This window comes from uncultured Bacteroides sp. (assembly GCF_902472605.1).
Classification (GTDB): domain Bacteria; phylum Bacteroidota; class Bacteroidia; order Bacteroidales; family Bacteroidaceae; genus Phocaeicola.
Genome location: NZ_CABROP010000005.1, coordinates 1 through 16,734 on the forward strand (window position 1 = coordinate 1; position 16,734 = coordinate 16,734).

Genomic DNA, 16,734 nt, shown 5'->3' on the forward strand with positions numbered 1-16,734 from the left:
CTTCAATCTGATATGAAACGACAGAGGCCATCTCAATTCATTTTGAGACAGCCTCGTGTTTCAGGCTCAGACATATCCATCCACTCCGTTTGCCGCAAGCGGCACCCCCCTACCAGCCCGAAACCGTTTTCCACATTGGTGTAGGTAGCCCGCATAGGAGCCAGTTCCACATTACCCAGCTCATTATTCTTCTGTGCATTAAGCGATTTCAAATAGCGATAGAAGTCTTCGGACAGACTATATAAATAAACCTTATATTGCTTTCTGTTTATAAAGGTTTCATCTTGAATAGAAGTCTTGTAATCAGGTATGTAAGTCATATTCAAGCGAAGTGTGTAATTCTTTCCCTGAATCTTCTCATCGCTCCAAAAATACAGATTCTGATAGTACGCATAGTTTCCCATAAAAATGTCATCCAAACCCGAAGAAGCATCCAACATCGGCTCATCACTCCAGTCCATGTACGCAGAAGACGATTCACCATAATGCACCTCCGAAGTCCCCTCTTTCCAATACTTTACCCTTTCTTTGACCGTTACCGCATAGTAATTTTCAGTTTCTGCATAGTCAGTAAAGTTTATCTGAAGCTGGAGCACACTCAACTCAGAGGGTTTTCGTTCTATTTTGACAGCGTTTAAAGGGAAAGGAGCAGGAATAATAGTAAAGGCAGACACCGCTTTCACCCCTTCTACCGAAGCAGTCAGCCGGACACGGTCGCCCGTCTCATAGGGCTGTACCACATAATAACTTTTGGCGGGGACTCCCGGCAATGAATCCTCTGCCCACCACAAAGGAACAGAACGGTCATTCACTTCCAAGCGGATGTTCCTGCCCTTTAATCCATACATCCTCCTTCCTTTGTCATGAACCGGAAGACTGTACGAAAGACGTACCACCGTAGTGTCACCACTTCCCGGATAACTATATACCGTTAACTTAGGAATCTCTGAAACTTCATCCAAGTCAAAATGATACACACAAGATGACAACAGACTGAAGGCTGCAAGTATTATTATGAGATTCTGTTTGTTTAAATGCATAAATACGACGTTTAGAAATTTATTTATCCATAAATCAATAACATTCCAATGCATACCGATTCAGAAATTTAAAGTGTAACTGAAAGAAGGAATTATCGGGAACAGTCCGATAGCCTTTCCTCTGAAACTTCCGTCGGCCTGCCGTTCTATCTTAGTATAAAAAGGATTCATGCGGCAATAGGCATTATAGATACTCACATTCCAGATTCGCTCGAATCCCCGCTTGGTAGTCCGTCGGAAATTGATACCCACATCCAGCCGGTGGTAAGCAGGCAAAGTAATATTGTTAGGTTTTCCATACATCGGCTCTAAGTCCGACAGTTGCGAGGTACCGGGTAGGCAAGGATTTTCCACATACTGTGTAGGAACCGTCGCATGGTCACCACTACGATAAATCCACGCTGCATATACATCCATTCGACGGCTGAATTTACGACGATAGACCAGATTCAGTTTATGACGATTGTCAAACTTGCTGGGATACCAACCGGAATAAAAGTCATCAAACTTTTGCTTGCTCCATGACAAAGTATAACCAGCCTGAAAGAGGTTCCGCTCATCATGATACACCAGCGATGTTTCCAACCCATACGATTTGCCGTCTCCCACCCGTACCACCTGCTCCCAGTTTCCGGCAGGTAATGTAAGGCTGCCTCCCGCCTCGTACTCCAACATTCGGCTGGTAGTACGGAAATAGCTTTCCACCTCCAGGCGTAACCTCCACGGAAATTCCATGTACACACCACCTGCCACCTGCCGTGAACGCATAGGACGTATACGAGAGGTAGAAGGGACCCAACAATCGGTCGGCAGGTTCAAATATGAATTGGATAACTGGTGTGCAAACTGACTCATCTCGGTATAGGAAACTTTCAAAGTGGTACGACTGAACAGACGATAGCTTGCCGATATTCTCGGCTCCAGCGAATGATATACTGCTCCCGAAACCTGATACATGGTATAACGTCCCCCCAGATTTATCCGCAGCTCCCGGGTCAGCTTCATATCGTCTTCCGCATAAAAAGAGAATTCATTCCCCTTATAATGGCTCTCTACGGATGACAATAACGTATCCGTCATTTCCTCCGTACCTCTTATATCCTGTGATAGCGCATGCTGCGGACAATAGATATGATACAAGTAATCGCTTCCGAAACGAACATGATGACTCGCCGTAGGAAGGTAATGAAAATCCATGCGAAAACCTACGTCATCAATAGTAGAATAACTGTCCCTCTGCATCCGGTCCACGGAATATTCTTTATCATCTTCCCCTTTATCAAAACTATCATCTGACCTGAAGTCGTACTTAGACAGATTACGGGCATATACCAAAGAAAAATTACCGGTCAGTTTATGATTGAACTGATTATTCCATGACAACGCGGCAGAAAGATTTCCCCATCGGATATGGTATTCATCCGTGGTCTGTTCTTTCTCTTGATGGAGCGGATTTCCTGACGGGAAAAGCTGTTTATCCTTCATTTTAAACAAATCTCTTCCAGAATACGCACTAAAAGAAAGTCTGCTCTCATTGGAAAACCGATGTGTGATTTTCGCATTGATATCATGAAAAGCATAACGGGCATTGATGTCTTCTTCGGGAAAGAAACGATTGGCAATCCGCAAAGCAGGAGCAGAAAGCACGTCCAACCAGCTCCGACGCATACCGAACACAAAAGAGGTTTTTTCCTTTATGACAGGCCCTTCGAAACGCAGTCTTCCGTCCAGCAGCCCCACCGATACCGTACCGTGAAATTCCTTTAAATCCCCCTCCTTCATACGGACATCTGTCACAGACGAAAGCCTTCCTCCGTAACGTGCCGGGAAACCACTCTTGTAAAAATCCACGTTCTTCACTATATCCGTATTAAATGCAGAAAACAATCCTCCAAAATGATTCACCTGATAGAGAGGCATGCCGTCCAATAAGAATAAGTTTTCATCATTCTTTCCCCCATGTACATAAAGGCCGGAGAGCAGTTCCGTGCCAGCAGATACCCCGGGAAGCTGCTGAATCGCCTTGACTAAATCCGGTGAACTGAACAATGAAAATTCCGTATTCAACTGTGCTGGAGTCAACGAAACCTTTCCAGTCTGAGTCGTAAAAAGAGAAGTATTCAAATCGGCCGTTACCACTACCCCTTCCAATGCAGTGGAACTTTCCTTCAAATAAATCGTGCCAGAATAATCTGAACGCAGGTCCAGTTCTTTCACCACCTCTTCATAACCTACATAAGAGAAACGCAAAGTATGCTTTCCTTCCGGTAATGTCAAACTAAAAAAGCCATGTTCATCCGTCAAGGTACCGATATGCATATTCTGGTCATACACCGTGACATTGAGGAGTGATTCCCCATTATCCTGACACACGTGGCCTGAAAAAGTGTACTGACTCGATTTAAACAACAAGACATAGCTGCCTTTTATCTCCCATTTGATTCCGGTTCCGGAAAAGACAGTTTGCAGATTCTCCTTCAATGACTTACCAGAAGAAAAAATGCCCGATAACCGTATCACTTCCAAAGAAGAATCATAGACGAAATTCACGTGATACAAGTCTTGCATTTGTACGATTGCTTTCTTCAATTCAGAAGTTTCTGAACGAGGATGCCCCCCTACACACAAACAGACAGCCGCCACAGTCCACAAGGTACTCATCATACTTGTCTTTTAATATGCACTTTTAATACTTTTTCTATTATCTCGATGATTTCGTCCAGACTGTGTGCGTCGAAACTGGCTGTCAACCGTTTGTCTGTCCGATCGGCTACCAGTTTTACTCCATAATAACGGGAAAGCACTGCAAGTACTTTCGGAAGAGGAGTATTCTCAAACACAAAACTTCCTTTCTTTACAGAATCCGGACGACGGACGATTTGCGGAACGTGCTGACCTTTTACCACTTGTGCCTCCATTCCAGCCAGAAGTTCCAGACCTTCAGATTGACCCAGTACTGAAAAACGAACTTTTCCCGATTCCACCTGAACCCATGCGGTATCCGCACGGCTTTCATCCATTACGAAACAAGTACCCAACACTTGAACTTCAGACAGCTTTCCTATTACCTTAAACGGACGAGTACAATCTCTTTTTATCCTAAAACCTGCCTTCCCCGTCAATTTCACTTCACGACATACGTCTGCGTAATCCTTTGTACGGAAACAAATAGAGGAATAGGGATATACCGTAACGACCGAACTGTCCGGCAACTGGTACTTTACTACATGTTCGTATGCTGCCAGTTCTGTCCACTGCTTCTCAGGAGATATGCCCACCCAGACAATAAACGCCAACAATATAGCCGCAGCCAGCCCGGATAAGGTCAGGAAATACCGGTTCTTTCTACCTGTTCTTCCGACCACTGCATGCTTTTCCTTGAAAACTTTCAAAGCCTGCCGTGTGTCCAGTTTATTCTTTTGATAATGCCTCAACACAAAACGAAGGCATTTTTCTTCTAATTCATTCATGTTTCTGGTGATATTATATTTTTAATCATGTGACAATAGAAAGCCCCAAAATCACTACCTGAAAACCCTGAATTTTAGTTAAAGAAAAATAGATAGACTTTATATGCCCCCTCACGTATCAAACGAAATGCCTTCTGAATATGACTGTCGACTGTATGAACCGAAATATGAAACTTTTCAGCAATCTCCTGATACTTCAGGCCATCCCGTTTATGCAAAAGAAAGACCTCACGGCAACGCTCAGGCAAGGCATCTATGGCAGTCCACATTCGCGCTTCCATCACACTCCGTTCCTCCACCTCCTCATCCAACAAGGTTTCCTCTAAATCCGTAAACGAGACTCCCGATTTGAACAGATTTTCCTGACTCAAATAATCCAAGCTACGGTTCTTCACCATCACATACAAATAAGCCTTCATATTACTTACCTCACAGGACTTTTCATCATTCATCTTTTCCCACAAAGACGAAAAGCAATCCTGCACGATATCTTTGGCCGTCTCTACGTCCTGTACATAATGTGTGGCATACAAACACAAAGGTCTATAATAAAACTTGAACAACTCATCTATATTTAATCTGTCTCTTCCCATGTGCAAATCGATTTCCATTTCAAATAGAGACAGATGGAAATACCAAAATCACCATCCTACTTCTGTAAAAAAAGTTAAGTCTTTTCAATTCTTCATACCTTTCACCGCAACGCCTCTTCCACTGCCCGCAGATACCCGTCCAGGCGATTGCTCTTCAAGATGGCCTTCCGCCGTTTCTTGTCCACCTCCGGCAATAGGTACTCCCAGCAGGTCTTCAGCTTGGCCAGCAGCTGCGCCTCTCCGCCTTCTATCACCCGATGGTAATGCAGGTACATCAGCCGGTGCATCTGAGCTACACGACCCTTTAACTCGCCCTCCGACAGTTCTCCCTCCCGGAAAGCAAGGGCCAATGACGGATTGGCCAACAAGCCTCTTCCTAACATCACCCCTTTCAGCCGAGGGAATGCTTCCAACACCTCCCGGATGTCGGCCACCGTCTGCAAATCGCCATTATAGACCAACGGTAGCTCACAAGCCTCATAGAACGCCCGGAACGCCTCCCGGTCGACCGTTCCCTTGTACTGCTGTTTTCCGATACGTGGATGCAAAGTAACCTGCGTCACACACGAACCGTTGAGCAACGGCACTAACGCTCTCCACTCGTCAGGCTCCTGTCCTCCTAATCTCATCTTGACCGAGAAACGTATCTCCGGAAAGGTTTTCATCGTCTCCAACAAAGCCGCCACTTTCTCCGGAGAAGACAAAATACCCGCTCCTTTTCCACGGCGGACAATCAACGGGAACGGGCAGCCCATGTTCACATCCAGCTCCCGATAGCCCAGTCCTGCCAGAAAATCCGTCAGCAGCCGCAATTCCTCCGGCTCCGAGGCAATTACTTGGGGAATCAGCCGGGGCACCGTATTCTCGTCAGGCGACACGTCACGCCTGTCCTTGTTGCGGATAACTCCCTTCTCCAACCGCACAAAAGGCGTGTAATAAGCCTCCACCCCTCCAAAACACTGCGCATGGGCATTGCGCCACGCCGCTTCCGTAAAGCCCTGCAAAGGGGCCGCATAAATTACCGGTACATTCTCTTTCATATTCCGCAAATATAGGAATAATTCCGTATCTTTGTAGAAATACATAAATCCCACTCACATGGAGAATTACATCTTTGAACTGAAAATGAAGGTCCGCGACTATGAATGCGACCTGCAAGGAATCGTCAACAACGCAAATTACCAGCACTACATCGAGCATACCCGCCATGAGTTCCTGACCTCTGTCGGCGTCAGTTTCGCCCAGCTCCACCAGCAAGGCATCGACCCTGTGGTAGCCCGCCTGAGCATGGCCTTCAAAACCCCGCTGACCAGTGGCGATGAGTTCATTTCCAAGCTGGCTCTCCGCAAGGAAGGCATCAAATACGTTTTTGTACAGGACATCTACCGCCTGCCCGACCTGAAACCCGTCATCAAATCGACCGTAGAAACCGTGTGCGTCATCCACGGACGACTGGGTGACAGTCCCCTCTTCAATGAAATCTTTGCGCCTTACCTGAAATGAACGAAAAAGAACTCCTCTGCCGTCTGGCCCTGCCCCTTCTGCCCGGCATCGGTCTGGTAAGTGCCCGCCACCTCATTCAGGCTGCCGGAAGTGCCACCATGCTTTTCGAGCATACCCGCGAACTGCCGGCTCTTATCCCCGGCCTGTCGCCCAAGATAGCCACCGCCTTCCAGCACACCGAAGTGTTCCGCGTGTGCGAGGCTGAACTGTCGTTTGCGCAGAAACACCAGATTCAATGCCTGACCGAGGACGACGAAGCCTACCCTTCCCGCCTCCGCGAATGTCCCGATGCCCCGCTCGTGCTGTTCTACAAAGGCTCGGCTAACCTGAACTGCCGCCACATCCTGAGCATCGTGGGTACGCGCAACGCCACCGATTACGGCAAATCGCTCTGCCAACGGTTCATGCAGGAACTCAGTACCCTGCTGCCCGACACGCTGATTGTGAGCGGACTGGCTTACGGCATTGACATCCATGCCCACCGGGAAGCCCTCTCCCGCGGCTTCGACACCGTAGCCGTACTGGCTCACGGGCTGGACCGCATCTATCCCGCCGTACACCGCCGCACGGCTACCGAGATGCTGACACAGGGCGGACTGCTCACTGAATTCATGAGCGGCACCAATCCCGACCGGCAGAACTTCGTGAAGCGCAACCGCATCGTGGCCGGCCTCAGCGATGCCACCCTCGTGGTGGAATCCGGTCCCAAAGGAGGTTCTTTGATTACTGCGGAAATTGCCGAGAGCTACCAGCGCGACTGTTTCGCCTTTCCGGGCCGTGTGGGCGACACCTACTCCACGGGCTGCAACGTGCTGATACAAAAAAACCGCGCTGCCTTGATACAGAGCGCGGAAGACGTAGTAAAAGCCATGAACTGGGACCATGCCCCTGTCGTGCCGCAGGTAGTCCAGCGGCAGCTTTTCCCGGAACTAAGCCCAGAAGAAGAACAAGTGGTCACCCATTTAAAGAAACACCCCGACGGTATTCAGGTCAACACGCTCGTAGTGGAGACCAACATCGCCATCAACCGCATGACCAGCCTGCTGTTCAATTTAGAGATGAAGGGTGTGGTTCGTGCTTTGGCAGGAGGAGTTTACAAGTTAGCCTGACGCTACAGTGCCGCAATCTCCTCCCGAATCTTTGCGTAAGGCGCATCCTTCAGCAGCACCTTCTTCGAGCCGTCCAGCAGATACAGTGAAGGCATCGCTTTCAGGTCGTACAAGGCCCCCTGCTTCACCATCTCGTGGTCACTGCCCACCGTCCATCCCTGAGGCAAATCACTCAGAGTGCGCTTCCATACCTCCTGATTCCCCTCGGTGTACACCGCCAATACCGTCAGCTTCTCAGCCTTTACGGCTTCTGCCAACAGCCCGTCGGCCACCATCTCCTGCATCGTTTCATGACAGCTCGGGCACTCCGGGTCATAGAAAACCAACAGCAGACGGTTGTTCTTTGCCCGCGTCTGCGCCAGCGACCGCTTGCTACCGTCCGGCAGGAAATACACAAAGTCCGTCGCCCTCTTCCCCGGGCAGTTCCGGCTAATCAGGTCCAGACTGAACTTCAGCGAACTCTTCCGTGCCTCGTCCACGTATTCACTTTTCAGCATCCGCTCCAGGAACAAAGCATACAAGGCCTCGTTGTGGTAAGGCGAGTTCGGGTTATACAAGTAGTCCTCCATCATCTGCAAGAACACCTTCCGTGCATGTTCCTGCGCCTCCAGCCCTTTGCAGAAACCATCCAGACTACCTTTCACTTGCTCCTCAGTGAGCGTACCGTCGGCCAGTATGGCCAAGTAATTGGCTACCCCTTGCTCCGATACGTTGCGGTTGTTCACCAATGCCGTATCCGCGAAGTTGAAGTTATCCCAGTAGTGCGCCATGAGATACGCTTTCCGTTCCTCCGGCTGGGTGAGCATGGTGGGGATTTCAGGGAAAGGGAACTTGGCTTCCGAAGCGGTTTGAGGGTGTTCTACCGTTGCGGAAGTTTCCATTTGTTTCTGCTGAGAAGAGTTTCCGCAGGCGGAAAACAATAAGATTATAAATACCAATACTACATATCTATTTCTCATACCACATAAAACCTGATTACAGAAACAACCTTCATTTCAACACTTTACTTATTTTGTGCCAAAATGAAGGCTATTATCGAACTTGAATTCAGATACTATTTAACATCACGGACACAACGAACTTTACCAGCTACATTATCCCATCCTCCTCCATTGGGCTTCACCAAAATTAGATTACCATCAGATGTTGCAAATCCTGGACGGAAACCAAAAATTCCTTTGTTACAATAGCTAAATTCTGTAGAAGCCCAATAAGATCCTTTCCACTCTATTGAAGATAAAGAAGTCAACATCAATAGTAATTCTCTTTGATTAGGAATTCTATATCCTTCTGGACACAGCTTACTAACTCCTCCAGAATTTATCATATTTTCATAATCATTATTCCAATATCTACTCACATTACCCTGTCCTTGAGGCTGAGTCAATACTTCAAATGCAGTATAAGGCATATTCAAATAATCAGTACCTCGTTCATAATGTTTAGGAAGCTCACACCCACTATCCTGCAAATCACGTTTAGCAGCATTCGACAAACGAGAAACATCAATACGATAACTTTCCCCGTACGAAGAAACTTCAGGGGTGGCTAATGTTACTTGTACATAATCAGTTGGAGTAGCATCCACATTGTCTAAACTTATGCCTAAATAACGAATACAACGATAAGTATAATTAGACTTATTATAACTTCCATCATTATATTGTCCACGGGATGCACCTTCTTCTGCCCATATAATCCATGGTGTATCCTCAGCCCCAGAACTGCTTGCCATATGCTCCATGTAACTTCCATCTCCCTTATATAATTTAGCAGTTTGAGGCAAAGCATTCTCACCAATCCACAAATCTGTCAATTCATCAATTGAAGCTAAACACCAACGAACTTCTTCCGGATCAATCACATTATCTCCATCCAAATCACGATTACGTGTCATACAAGCATACCAAGTATTTAGATAATTCCCATTCAACTCATGTTCGCCACCTTCTACATCTTCTGCATCTCGACTTAAAACGTCTGTCCATTTAGTACGATTAGTAGCCCCATCTTGATTTACAAAAAAGGCTAATGTATTTTTCCGACCATTGTTCATTGTCAAAGTATACGAAGGAGTATGAGATGTAGTAGCTGCTAATGGTCCGGTTTCTAGAATACTTTCCGTCCCCCACGCAGACTCTACTTTCGAGGCATCATACATACTATAAATTGGAGTTTGTCGGAAAGTCACCACGCTATTTGACCATGAAGTATCTCCATCGGGACTATATTGTGCGCCTTTAACACATATATGCATCATTCGCTCTGAGCCATTAACCACTTTCTTCCATAATAGTAGGTGATTATTGTCAATTGCAACTTCTGGAGCTTTATATTCCTCCTCAAGAGGATTATAATTATACATATACTCATCTACAAAAGCGGTGACATATACCACTTCCTTACCATTCTCATCAAACTCAAAAATCGTATTATCCGTATTATCATCCTCCCGAAGTGCCTGAGCTTTCAAATGATTTATCAACTGATTCACATCACGCAGGCATGCATCATCTGATAAATGGTCCTTCTTATATTGATAATAATATGCATCCGATGACATACGATTTATCCACTTTGTTCCATTAGCATCAGCAGTACCATTTCCCTCATCATTTGACGCATTTGTTTGGGGAGTTAATGTACTCGCTCCGCCATCATATGCATCATATCCCGGGAATTTAACCATATTCGAATTATTAGGGCTATTAGTTCCATCCTTATCAAGCCCAAATTCTTTGTTTACAGCAAACAAAATCCACTTATAATCTTTAATACTATTTTCATCACTATCATACAATTTCATACCTTTGTCAAAAGGAGTTTGAACAATCCATGAAAGCCCCTCTTCCAATGCCTCACGCGTAAACTTAATTCGCGTACGCGCAAAATGACTATCAATAGCCTTTACCTGGTCACCAGCAATAATGACATCTCCTTCCATACCAGGACGCTTCTCTTGATCAGACTCCACTTCAGCCTGATATGAATTAATACCAGTTAATGTAATAGTATATGTGTAATGCGTATTACGCTTTACCATATAATTATTAACATATTCCTCATCATTACGATTTGAGGCAGTGCCTGTTTCTCCTAAATGTATTGTATAGCGAGCTGAGACATTGACATACTCAGTGACTCCAGATTTATTACTGCGTTCATAAGATAATTCACCTGTAATTTCCACAGAAGTAGCATGCTCAGGAGCATATACATAATTGCCTGTATTCTGCTCTGTCATTCCAGGATGAGCCATATCTTCTCCTCCTTCTAAAGTTTTTTTTACCTCTTTTTCTCGCAGAGCATACATACTTTCTGCTTTATATGTAGCCGGTTCTGTTGTTGCATCAATCCATTCTGCTGCATCAATCCATTTGCCACTTCCGCCATCAGCCCCTTTAGTAGGCGGAGCCACACTATTCTCAAACATATAAAAGTTAAAGGAGGATTCTGTCTCTCCCACCTTATCAAAGTTGGTGACTTTCATATCTTCAGTCATCGACTTATAAATTATATCTGACGAATTTTCTTCTGCTTCAACCACCCTAGCTGAAAGAGGCAACTGCTTCACTAAAAAACTTTTAGGTATAAATTTCACAGTTCCTGATTTAGCCTCTTTAATATCAGTATTAATTTCAAACGTAATCTTGGCATCCAATCTTTCCATTTGTAATTTTACCTCGCCCCCATCATCTGCAGTTACCACTCCACGTTCTGAAACAGTCACCCCTTCTTCTTTACCTAACATAAAAAAAGAGTATCTATTCAGGGTAATCCGTTCATCCGCAATTTTTACAGTCAAATCTTCTAAATCCTCTATACGATTAATCTCATCCAAAGATTTTGATAATGTAAAATTTGCATTATCGTAATTAACCAAAGCATACAATGTCTGGTTACTTCCAGACAGCACATTAAATCCAGACAATGTGCCTATAAATGAATTATTTCCATACGAACCTGCCAAACCATTCTGACTATTAAAAGCCTGTCCACCCGTTTTATCTCCATTACTGTTAAAAGCAAATAAATACACAGAAGATACATTATATTCTGTTTCTCCAGGCTGCTCCACACGAGACTGTACAGTTTGTGAGTTTGTCGAGAAGTTTAAGGAGATTGTAGTAGGAACACCTTCTTTTACAGTTCCGGTTCCTACACCTAAATCATCATTACAAGCAGACACTCCACATAGAATGAGCAATATCAAGCACAATGAATATATTTTAGCAAATTGTCTCATATATCAATCCTCCTTTTCTTAATTAAACCCAGGAACCTCTACAGTTGCTTTACCCCAAGACAGAACTTTATAATCTATTGTAACTTCATTTTGTAAATCAATTGTTGCATTGATTCTTAATAAACTATTACGGGGAATCTTGGTCTGAGAAATAAAACTTTTAGCCACATTTAGACTTTCAAACCCTGCTGCAATCAACGCTATACTAAAATCTTCAGATGTATCTACCTTTGGCTCATACATATAAAATACAAGCACCTTCTGAAAATCGGACATATTTGCTGGCAGAGAAATACCAGTAAATCCATTCGGCTCATCGTATTGAAGAGTTGAAATAGTTGTGCCCTCAGGTAATTTAACAGATTTCTCTTCAGCATCTGGCTCATCATCATCAAACAAATAAGTCGCATTTGGAACAAACGTTCCAAACTTTATTGCTGATATAGGACACGGGACATTCATCAAATTTTTAATGTTCAATTCCACCTTTATCACTGTATGTACACACGGAATTGTAAAAGTATTATTCTCATTTAAATTAACTTCTATCATTCCTGTTGCCGGGACTCCATTTTCAATATTCGAAGCCATTCTTGGAAAATAAGTATCAGTGGTAGTATTCTGAATGACTTTAGAAATAAAATCAGAAGGTAAATCCGTGCGTATCCCGTCCAAATATTCAGATAGACCTATACTCTTCTCATTAATCACCACATAGAACTTCCTTATACCGGCTTCCAATCCCATGATGGTCAAAGTCTTTGAAGCAGTTAATGATCCTTCTGAAGAGTAATCTCTCCAAATATTATCAATTACCTGATTATTCTCATCTGTAATAATTATACGCAAAGTCCTAATACCCTCTCCCTCATCAATAGCCACAGATTCACTATCTCCCACACGAGTATCGAAATTCAAAGTCACATTTACCTTTTCAGAAGAGGTATCCGATAATCTCTCCTTACCGCACGAACACACCATCCCTGTCAGCAGCACAAGCAGGACAATTCCTAAATATCTTTCTAATTTCCTCATACGTCTCTCTCTCCTCAAGGTTAATTCCAGTCCGGTTGTCCATCCACAATTATCCAATCCGGAAGTTTAATTTCCACATCCACTCCATGGAACTCAATAGAGATAGGCAATTCAGCCTCCTGTTTGGTCACATCAATGGCACTTCTATTATACATCAAGTAATTGTAAAGAACGCCACGGAAAAGTTCTTGATTTGTACCTTTTTCGGTCAGTACCAGTTCATGCTCGCAATAGTCCGCATTCAGTTCTCCCGTCTCGTCGTTCATACGGAAAAGGGCCAGATTTTGTGTGCGGTAGCACTGGTTCTCGCTATCGTAAACCAGATCAGGGTAAATGGTACCTTTCTGATCCAGATTGATTTCATTTTCAAAAGAAGTCTGGGCATTCGAATGTTCGAAGCTCAGCTGATAAGGAATTCCAGCATCCTGACGCGAAGCATCCGGAGCGGGAAGACCATGAATTTCCACATCTACTTTGATGTGTGCACTGTAAAGTGTGACTGTATCACGATACATCACTCCCTCTTGACTGGGCATCACAAACTCCTGCTGACCCAGATAATTGTAATCATGATTGGTTACAGGTACCTCCGGATCACTCCATGCCGGGTCCTGTAAATAAATATTGCCAAAATCGGTTTCGGTAGTATGGTTGATTACCTCCGTATGATCGTGAGGATTCCCCACTGCTACCATCTTATAACGGCGTCCCGGTTGCAGTCTGAAAGACGGGACCACCTCAAAATTAGTTAATTCGTCCTGATTGTATGAGCCGACTCCCAGCATATGGCCATTCTCATCGAAAACATACAGGTCTACCTTGCTCATATACTGGTGTAACACGTCCTTGTCGCCGTCGGCGAGATACTGGAAGTAAATGGTCACATTGTCGCAATCATCCAGATCTTCTTTAATACAGCTGGTCGTCAGGACGGCAGCGAACAGCATCATTAATATGTATCTAATTGATTTCATTATTGTTTGTTTAAGGATTATATTTACTGTATGTTTTTATTGATTCCGGGCAGAAATATCTGCCCGGAATAGAAATATCAAATTATTTCCAATCTACACTACCTGCTACTATCTTCCAATCAATCAAAGTAATAGTTGCTACCAAATTAACGCCCGCGCCAGTAAGATCAGGGTGTACCGCTTCATCTGGAACACTTAAAGTTTGAATCTGATAAATGTATCCTGCCGGGAAATTAATTACCTGATAATTGGTGCCTTCATCAAGCTCTGTCGGATTCGCTCCACATAACGCAGCTTTTAATGTAGGATTCCCATCCATTGTTGTCTTTGAAACTTTATATGTTTTCACTAAAGCAAAACCCTCAGAACCCACAAAATGAGAAGGTGCATTATCTTGCTCCTGAAGACTGTTAAAATAAAGAGTTAATACCGGAAGAGCTGCAGCATTATTAGCTTCTACAGGATAAATATTATATGCATAGCAACCACCGTCTGATGGATATGTAGCAGATCCACCGGGGAAGAAATCTGTTCCGGTAATTGCATCCCACCAACCAGTACTTCCATTTCCACTAAAGAAATTCGCTCCTTTTATATCGTCCTCAGTATAATCCTTAGGATCATCAGTTGCAGCCGTACTATGCAACTGCACATGATTTAAGAACACACCAGCCAAATTCCCATTTTTAAAACGGCAGGTTCCACCTGAATGAGCAGCATGCTTAATACCTCCAAATTCCAACCTAGCCATTGTGTGTTTCACCGGTACTGTCACTATATAGTTCTCACCACTTACCATAAAATTTTCAACTCCACTAACTGTTCCAATCATTCTAGTTCCTGCAACTGTAATTTCATTTAACTCTGCAAAAGTCGAATAAGGAACATTTATCCAATTATTCTCACCACTTTCTTTTTTAGTATTTATTTCTACTTTAATGCTAGTAGGATCCTCTACTCCTTGTATCGTAATATTCCCTCCTGTATATTCTTGTTCCACAGTTGCTCCCTTTTTTCCTTCCACAGTAACAACGACATAGCTAGGAGTTACAATTTTATTAGTAGTAAACCCCGTTTCCACTGCTCTGGAAACACCATTCACAAATCCCGGTAAATCTAACTTTACAACCACATCGGCCGGGCCTTCAATTTGAGCTCCATTCTCAGTCACATCTTCATTAGAGCATGCGAACAAACCCAAGCCCGCAAATGCCAAAAATAAACCTTTAGATAATTTCATAATCCATAAAATTTAAATTACACATATTTTTTCTTATTCTCTATCCTGTTTTTATTCTGCCATATATTCCATATACTGCTTCAACTGCGACAGATTCTCCCCTGCTTGCGGATAGCCCTTGGCTTGGGCCTCAGAGAAAGCCTGCACGGCTTTTTCCAGCTCGCCTGCCTTGATATAAACCACTCCCCTCATGTTCAATAGTTCCCCTTCTGCCGGCGCATTGTCCAGCAGGCGAATGGCTTCGTCTGTGCGGTTGGCTTCCATCAGGGCCAGTGCGGCATTGTTTACAGCCGTCACATCGTTTGGATAAGCCTTTACACCACTCACCAGACAATTCACATATTCAGGACTTCTCTTGCCGTAGCTGTCGGCCACCTGCTGAATCTCGCTCACGCTCATCAGCTCCGGATGGGTCTTGATCATCTCCCGACCTTCGGCCACGGTGAAATGACGCACGTTGTATTCTATGCGGTATTCGTTACGACGGACTGCCGGATACAGCTCCTTCAGCAAATACTGGTAAATGGTCGGTGGTACCAACGCTTTCAACTGTTTTTCGCAGGCATCTTTATCATCCCCACAATGATCGATGATATCCAAAACTTCTTCACGCTTCGGCAGGTCGGAACGTTTTACCACCTCTTCACGCAAACCAGTCCAGTCTTCACCTTTCCAGTCCACGTGGTAGAGCTGCGGATCAATCGCTTTCAAATCGTCTTTCATATATTCCGTAAATGCCTTGGCACGACGCTCAGACAGCTTCATATTATAGACAAAAGCTCCTTCCGGAGAAGCGTAACCTGTTACGTAAATCCCCGTAATGGTCAAGTCATCGTTATCTCTTACCAGCGCAATGGAACTACTCACAGTGTCCAATTCTACCTGGTTATTCTTGTATTTCGGCTCGATGCAATAACTGTCCTGACGGAACTGCAAGCGTGCGGAACGGGTCTCGGAACGCCGCTTCACACTCTCTTCCTTTGGCTGGATAAACGGAGAATAATAGACCGGATTCATCGGTGGAAAAATATCGCCCGCGGTAGTAGTTTCATCGCCATCATTACACTGAGCACAGCCTGTCACATAGCCCCGAAGCTGGAGATTGCCCCCAATCATCCAACGCTTGAAAGGAACGGATGCATCGTAATTGAGGGTCTGGGACGTACCGTTCTTGCGGCGCACTTTCGCCACAGCCCCAGGATGAAGGTCGGTATGTTCAAAAGCCTCCGTACGCTGCTGCACCTTGTCGCGCACCTTTCCGTTCACCACAAAAGAGGGCAGTTCCTGCTCCTGCGTTCCGTCGGCAGAAAGAATCACCGGCACCACGCACAGCGAATGCTGGTTCTTGATGTCCAGCCCGTCCAGGCTCACCATCATCTTCACACGGGCCTGACGGTCGGCTGTCTTCGCCACTTCGCGGTCCACAATCTTGATTTCACTCAAATAAGAAGTCTGGCCCAAAACGGGAATGCCGGCAGCCAGCACAAATACGAGAGAGATAATATATTTTTTCATCCTACGTTC

At 44.7% G+C, this 16,734-nt stretch carries 13 protein-coding genes; 2 read left to right on the forward strand and 11 right to left on the reverse strand.

Annotation, left to right across the window (positions count from 1 at the left end; translation table 11 throughout):
• Window positions 1-32: 32 nt before the first annotated feature.
• The 5 genes from RDP42_RS01980 to RDP42_RS02000 all read right to left on the reverse strand — a co-directional run bounded on the left by RDP42_RS01980 (window position 33) and on the right by RDP42_RS02000 (window position 6,143).
• Window positions 33-1,040 (reverse strand): DUF4249 domain-containing protein, encoded by a 1,008-nt coding sequence (locus tag RDP42_RS01980; RefSeq protein WP_308762309.1) that lies wholly within the window; start codon window positions 1,038-1,040, stop codon window positions 33-35.
• 60 nt (window positions 1,041-1,100) lie between these two features.
• Window positions 1,101-3,701: a TonB-dependent receptor domain-containing protein gene (locus RDP42_RS01985; protein WP_374046898.1), complete on the reverse strand. Its 2,601-nt coding sequence runs from the start codon at window positions 3,699-3,701 to the stop codon at window positions 1,101-1,103.
• Window positions 3,701-4,510 carry a FecR domain-containing protein gene (locus RDP42_RS01990; protein ID WP_308762311.1) on the reverse strand — a complete coding sequence of 270 codons (810 nt, stop codon included), beginning with the start codon at window positions 4,508-4,510 and terminating at the stop codon, window positions 3,701-3,703. The genes RDP42_RS01985 and RDP42_RS01990 overlap by 1 nt, the downstream gene beginning before the upstream one ends.
• A 74-nt stretch (window positions 4,511-4,584) precedes the next feature.
• Window positions 4,585-5,103, reverse strand: a complete 519-nt coding sequence (locus tag RDP42_RS01995; protein ID WP_204477093.1) for an RNA polymerase sigma-70 factor — start codon at window positions 5,101-5,103, stop codon at window positions 4,585-4,587.
• Window positions 5,104-5,204: 101 nt separating this feature from the next.
• Window positions 5,205-6,143, reverse strand: a complete 939-nt coding sequence (locus RDP42_RS02000; RefSeq protein WP_308762312.1) for a tRNA-dihydrouridine synthase family protein — start codon at window positions 6,141-6,143, stop codon at window positions 5,205-5,207.
• Between the two features lie 58 nt (window positions 6,144-6,201).
• Here RDP42_RS02000 and RDP42_RS02005 point away from each other — a divergent pair, with 58 nt between their 5' ends.
• Entirely contained in the window at window positions 6,202-6,606 is a 405-nt protein-coding gene (locus tag RDP42_RS02005; RefSeq protein ID WP_303916635.1) for a thioesterase family protein, read from the forward strand.
• Window positions 6,603-7,715, forward strand: coding sequence for a DNA-processing protein DprA (dprA, locus tag RDP42_RS02010; protein WP_204479000.1), 1,113 nt, complete (start codon window positions 6,603-6,605; stop codon window positions 7,713-7,715). Before RDP42_RS02005 ends, dprA begins: the two co-directional genes overlap by 4 nt.
• A gap of 2 nt (window positions 7,716-7,717) precedes the next feature.
• Here the strand turns inward: dprA and RDP42_RS02015 are convergent, their stop codons facing one another.
• From RDP42_RS02015 to RDP42_RS02040, 6 genes are all read right to left on the reverse strand, one after another.
• Window positions 7,718-8,674, reverse strand: a complete 957-nt coding sequence (locus RDP42_RS02015; RefSeq protein WP_308762313.1) for a DUF5106 domain-containing protein — start codon at window positions 8,672-8,674, stop codon at window positions 7,718-7,720.
• A 95-nt stretch (window positions 8,675-8,769) separates the two neighbouring features.
• Window positions 8,770-11,961: a hypothetical protein gene (locus RDP42_RS02020; RefSeq protein ID WP_308762314.1), complete on the reverse strand. Its 3,192-nt coding sequence runs from the start codon at window positions 11,959-11,961 to the stop codon at window positions 8,770-8,772.
• 18 nt (window positions 11,962-11,979) lie between these two features.
• Entirely contained in the window at window positions 11,980-12,996 is a 1,017-nt protein-coding gene (locus RDP42_RS02025; protein ID WP_308762315.1) for a hypothetical protein, read from the reverse strand.
• A 20-nt stretch (window positions 12,997-13,016) separates the two neighbouring features.
• On the reverse strand, window positions 13,017-13,970 hold the full coding sequence (locus tag RDP42_RS02030; RefSeq protein WP_308762316.1) for a FimB/Mfa2 family fimbrial subunit: 954 nt from the start codon (window positions 13,968-13,970) through the stop codon (window positions 13,017-13,019).
• A gap of 82 nt (window positions 13,971-14,052) precedes the next feature.
• Window positions 14,053-15,210 carry a hypothetical protein gene (locus RDP42_RS02035; protein ID WP_308762317.1) on the reverse strand — a complete coding sequence of 386 codons (1,158 nt, stop codon included), beginning with the start codon at window positions 15,208-15,210 and terminating at the stop codon, window positions 14,053-14,055.
• Window positions 15,211-15,261: 51 nt separating this feature from the next.
• Entirely contained in the window at window positions 15,262-16,725 is a 1,464-nt protein-coding gene (locus tag RDP42_RS02040) for a DUF3868 domain-containing protein (RefSeq protein ID WP_308762318.1), read from the reverse strand.
• Window positions 16,726-16,734: the final 9 nt, after the last annotated feature.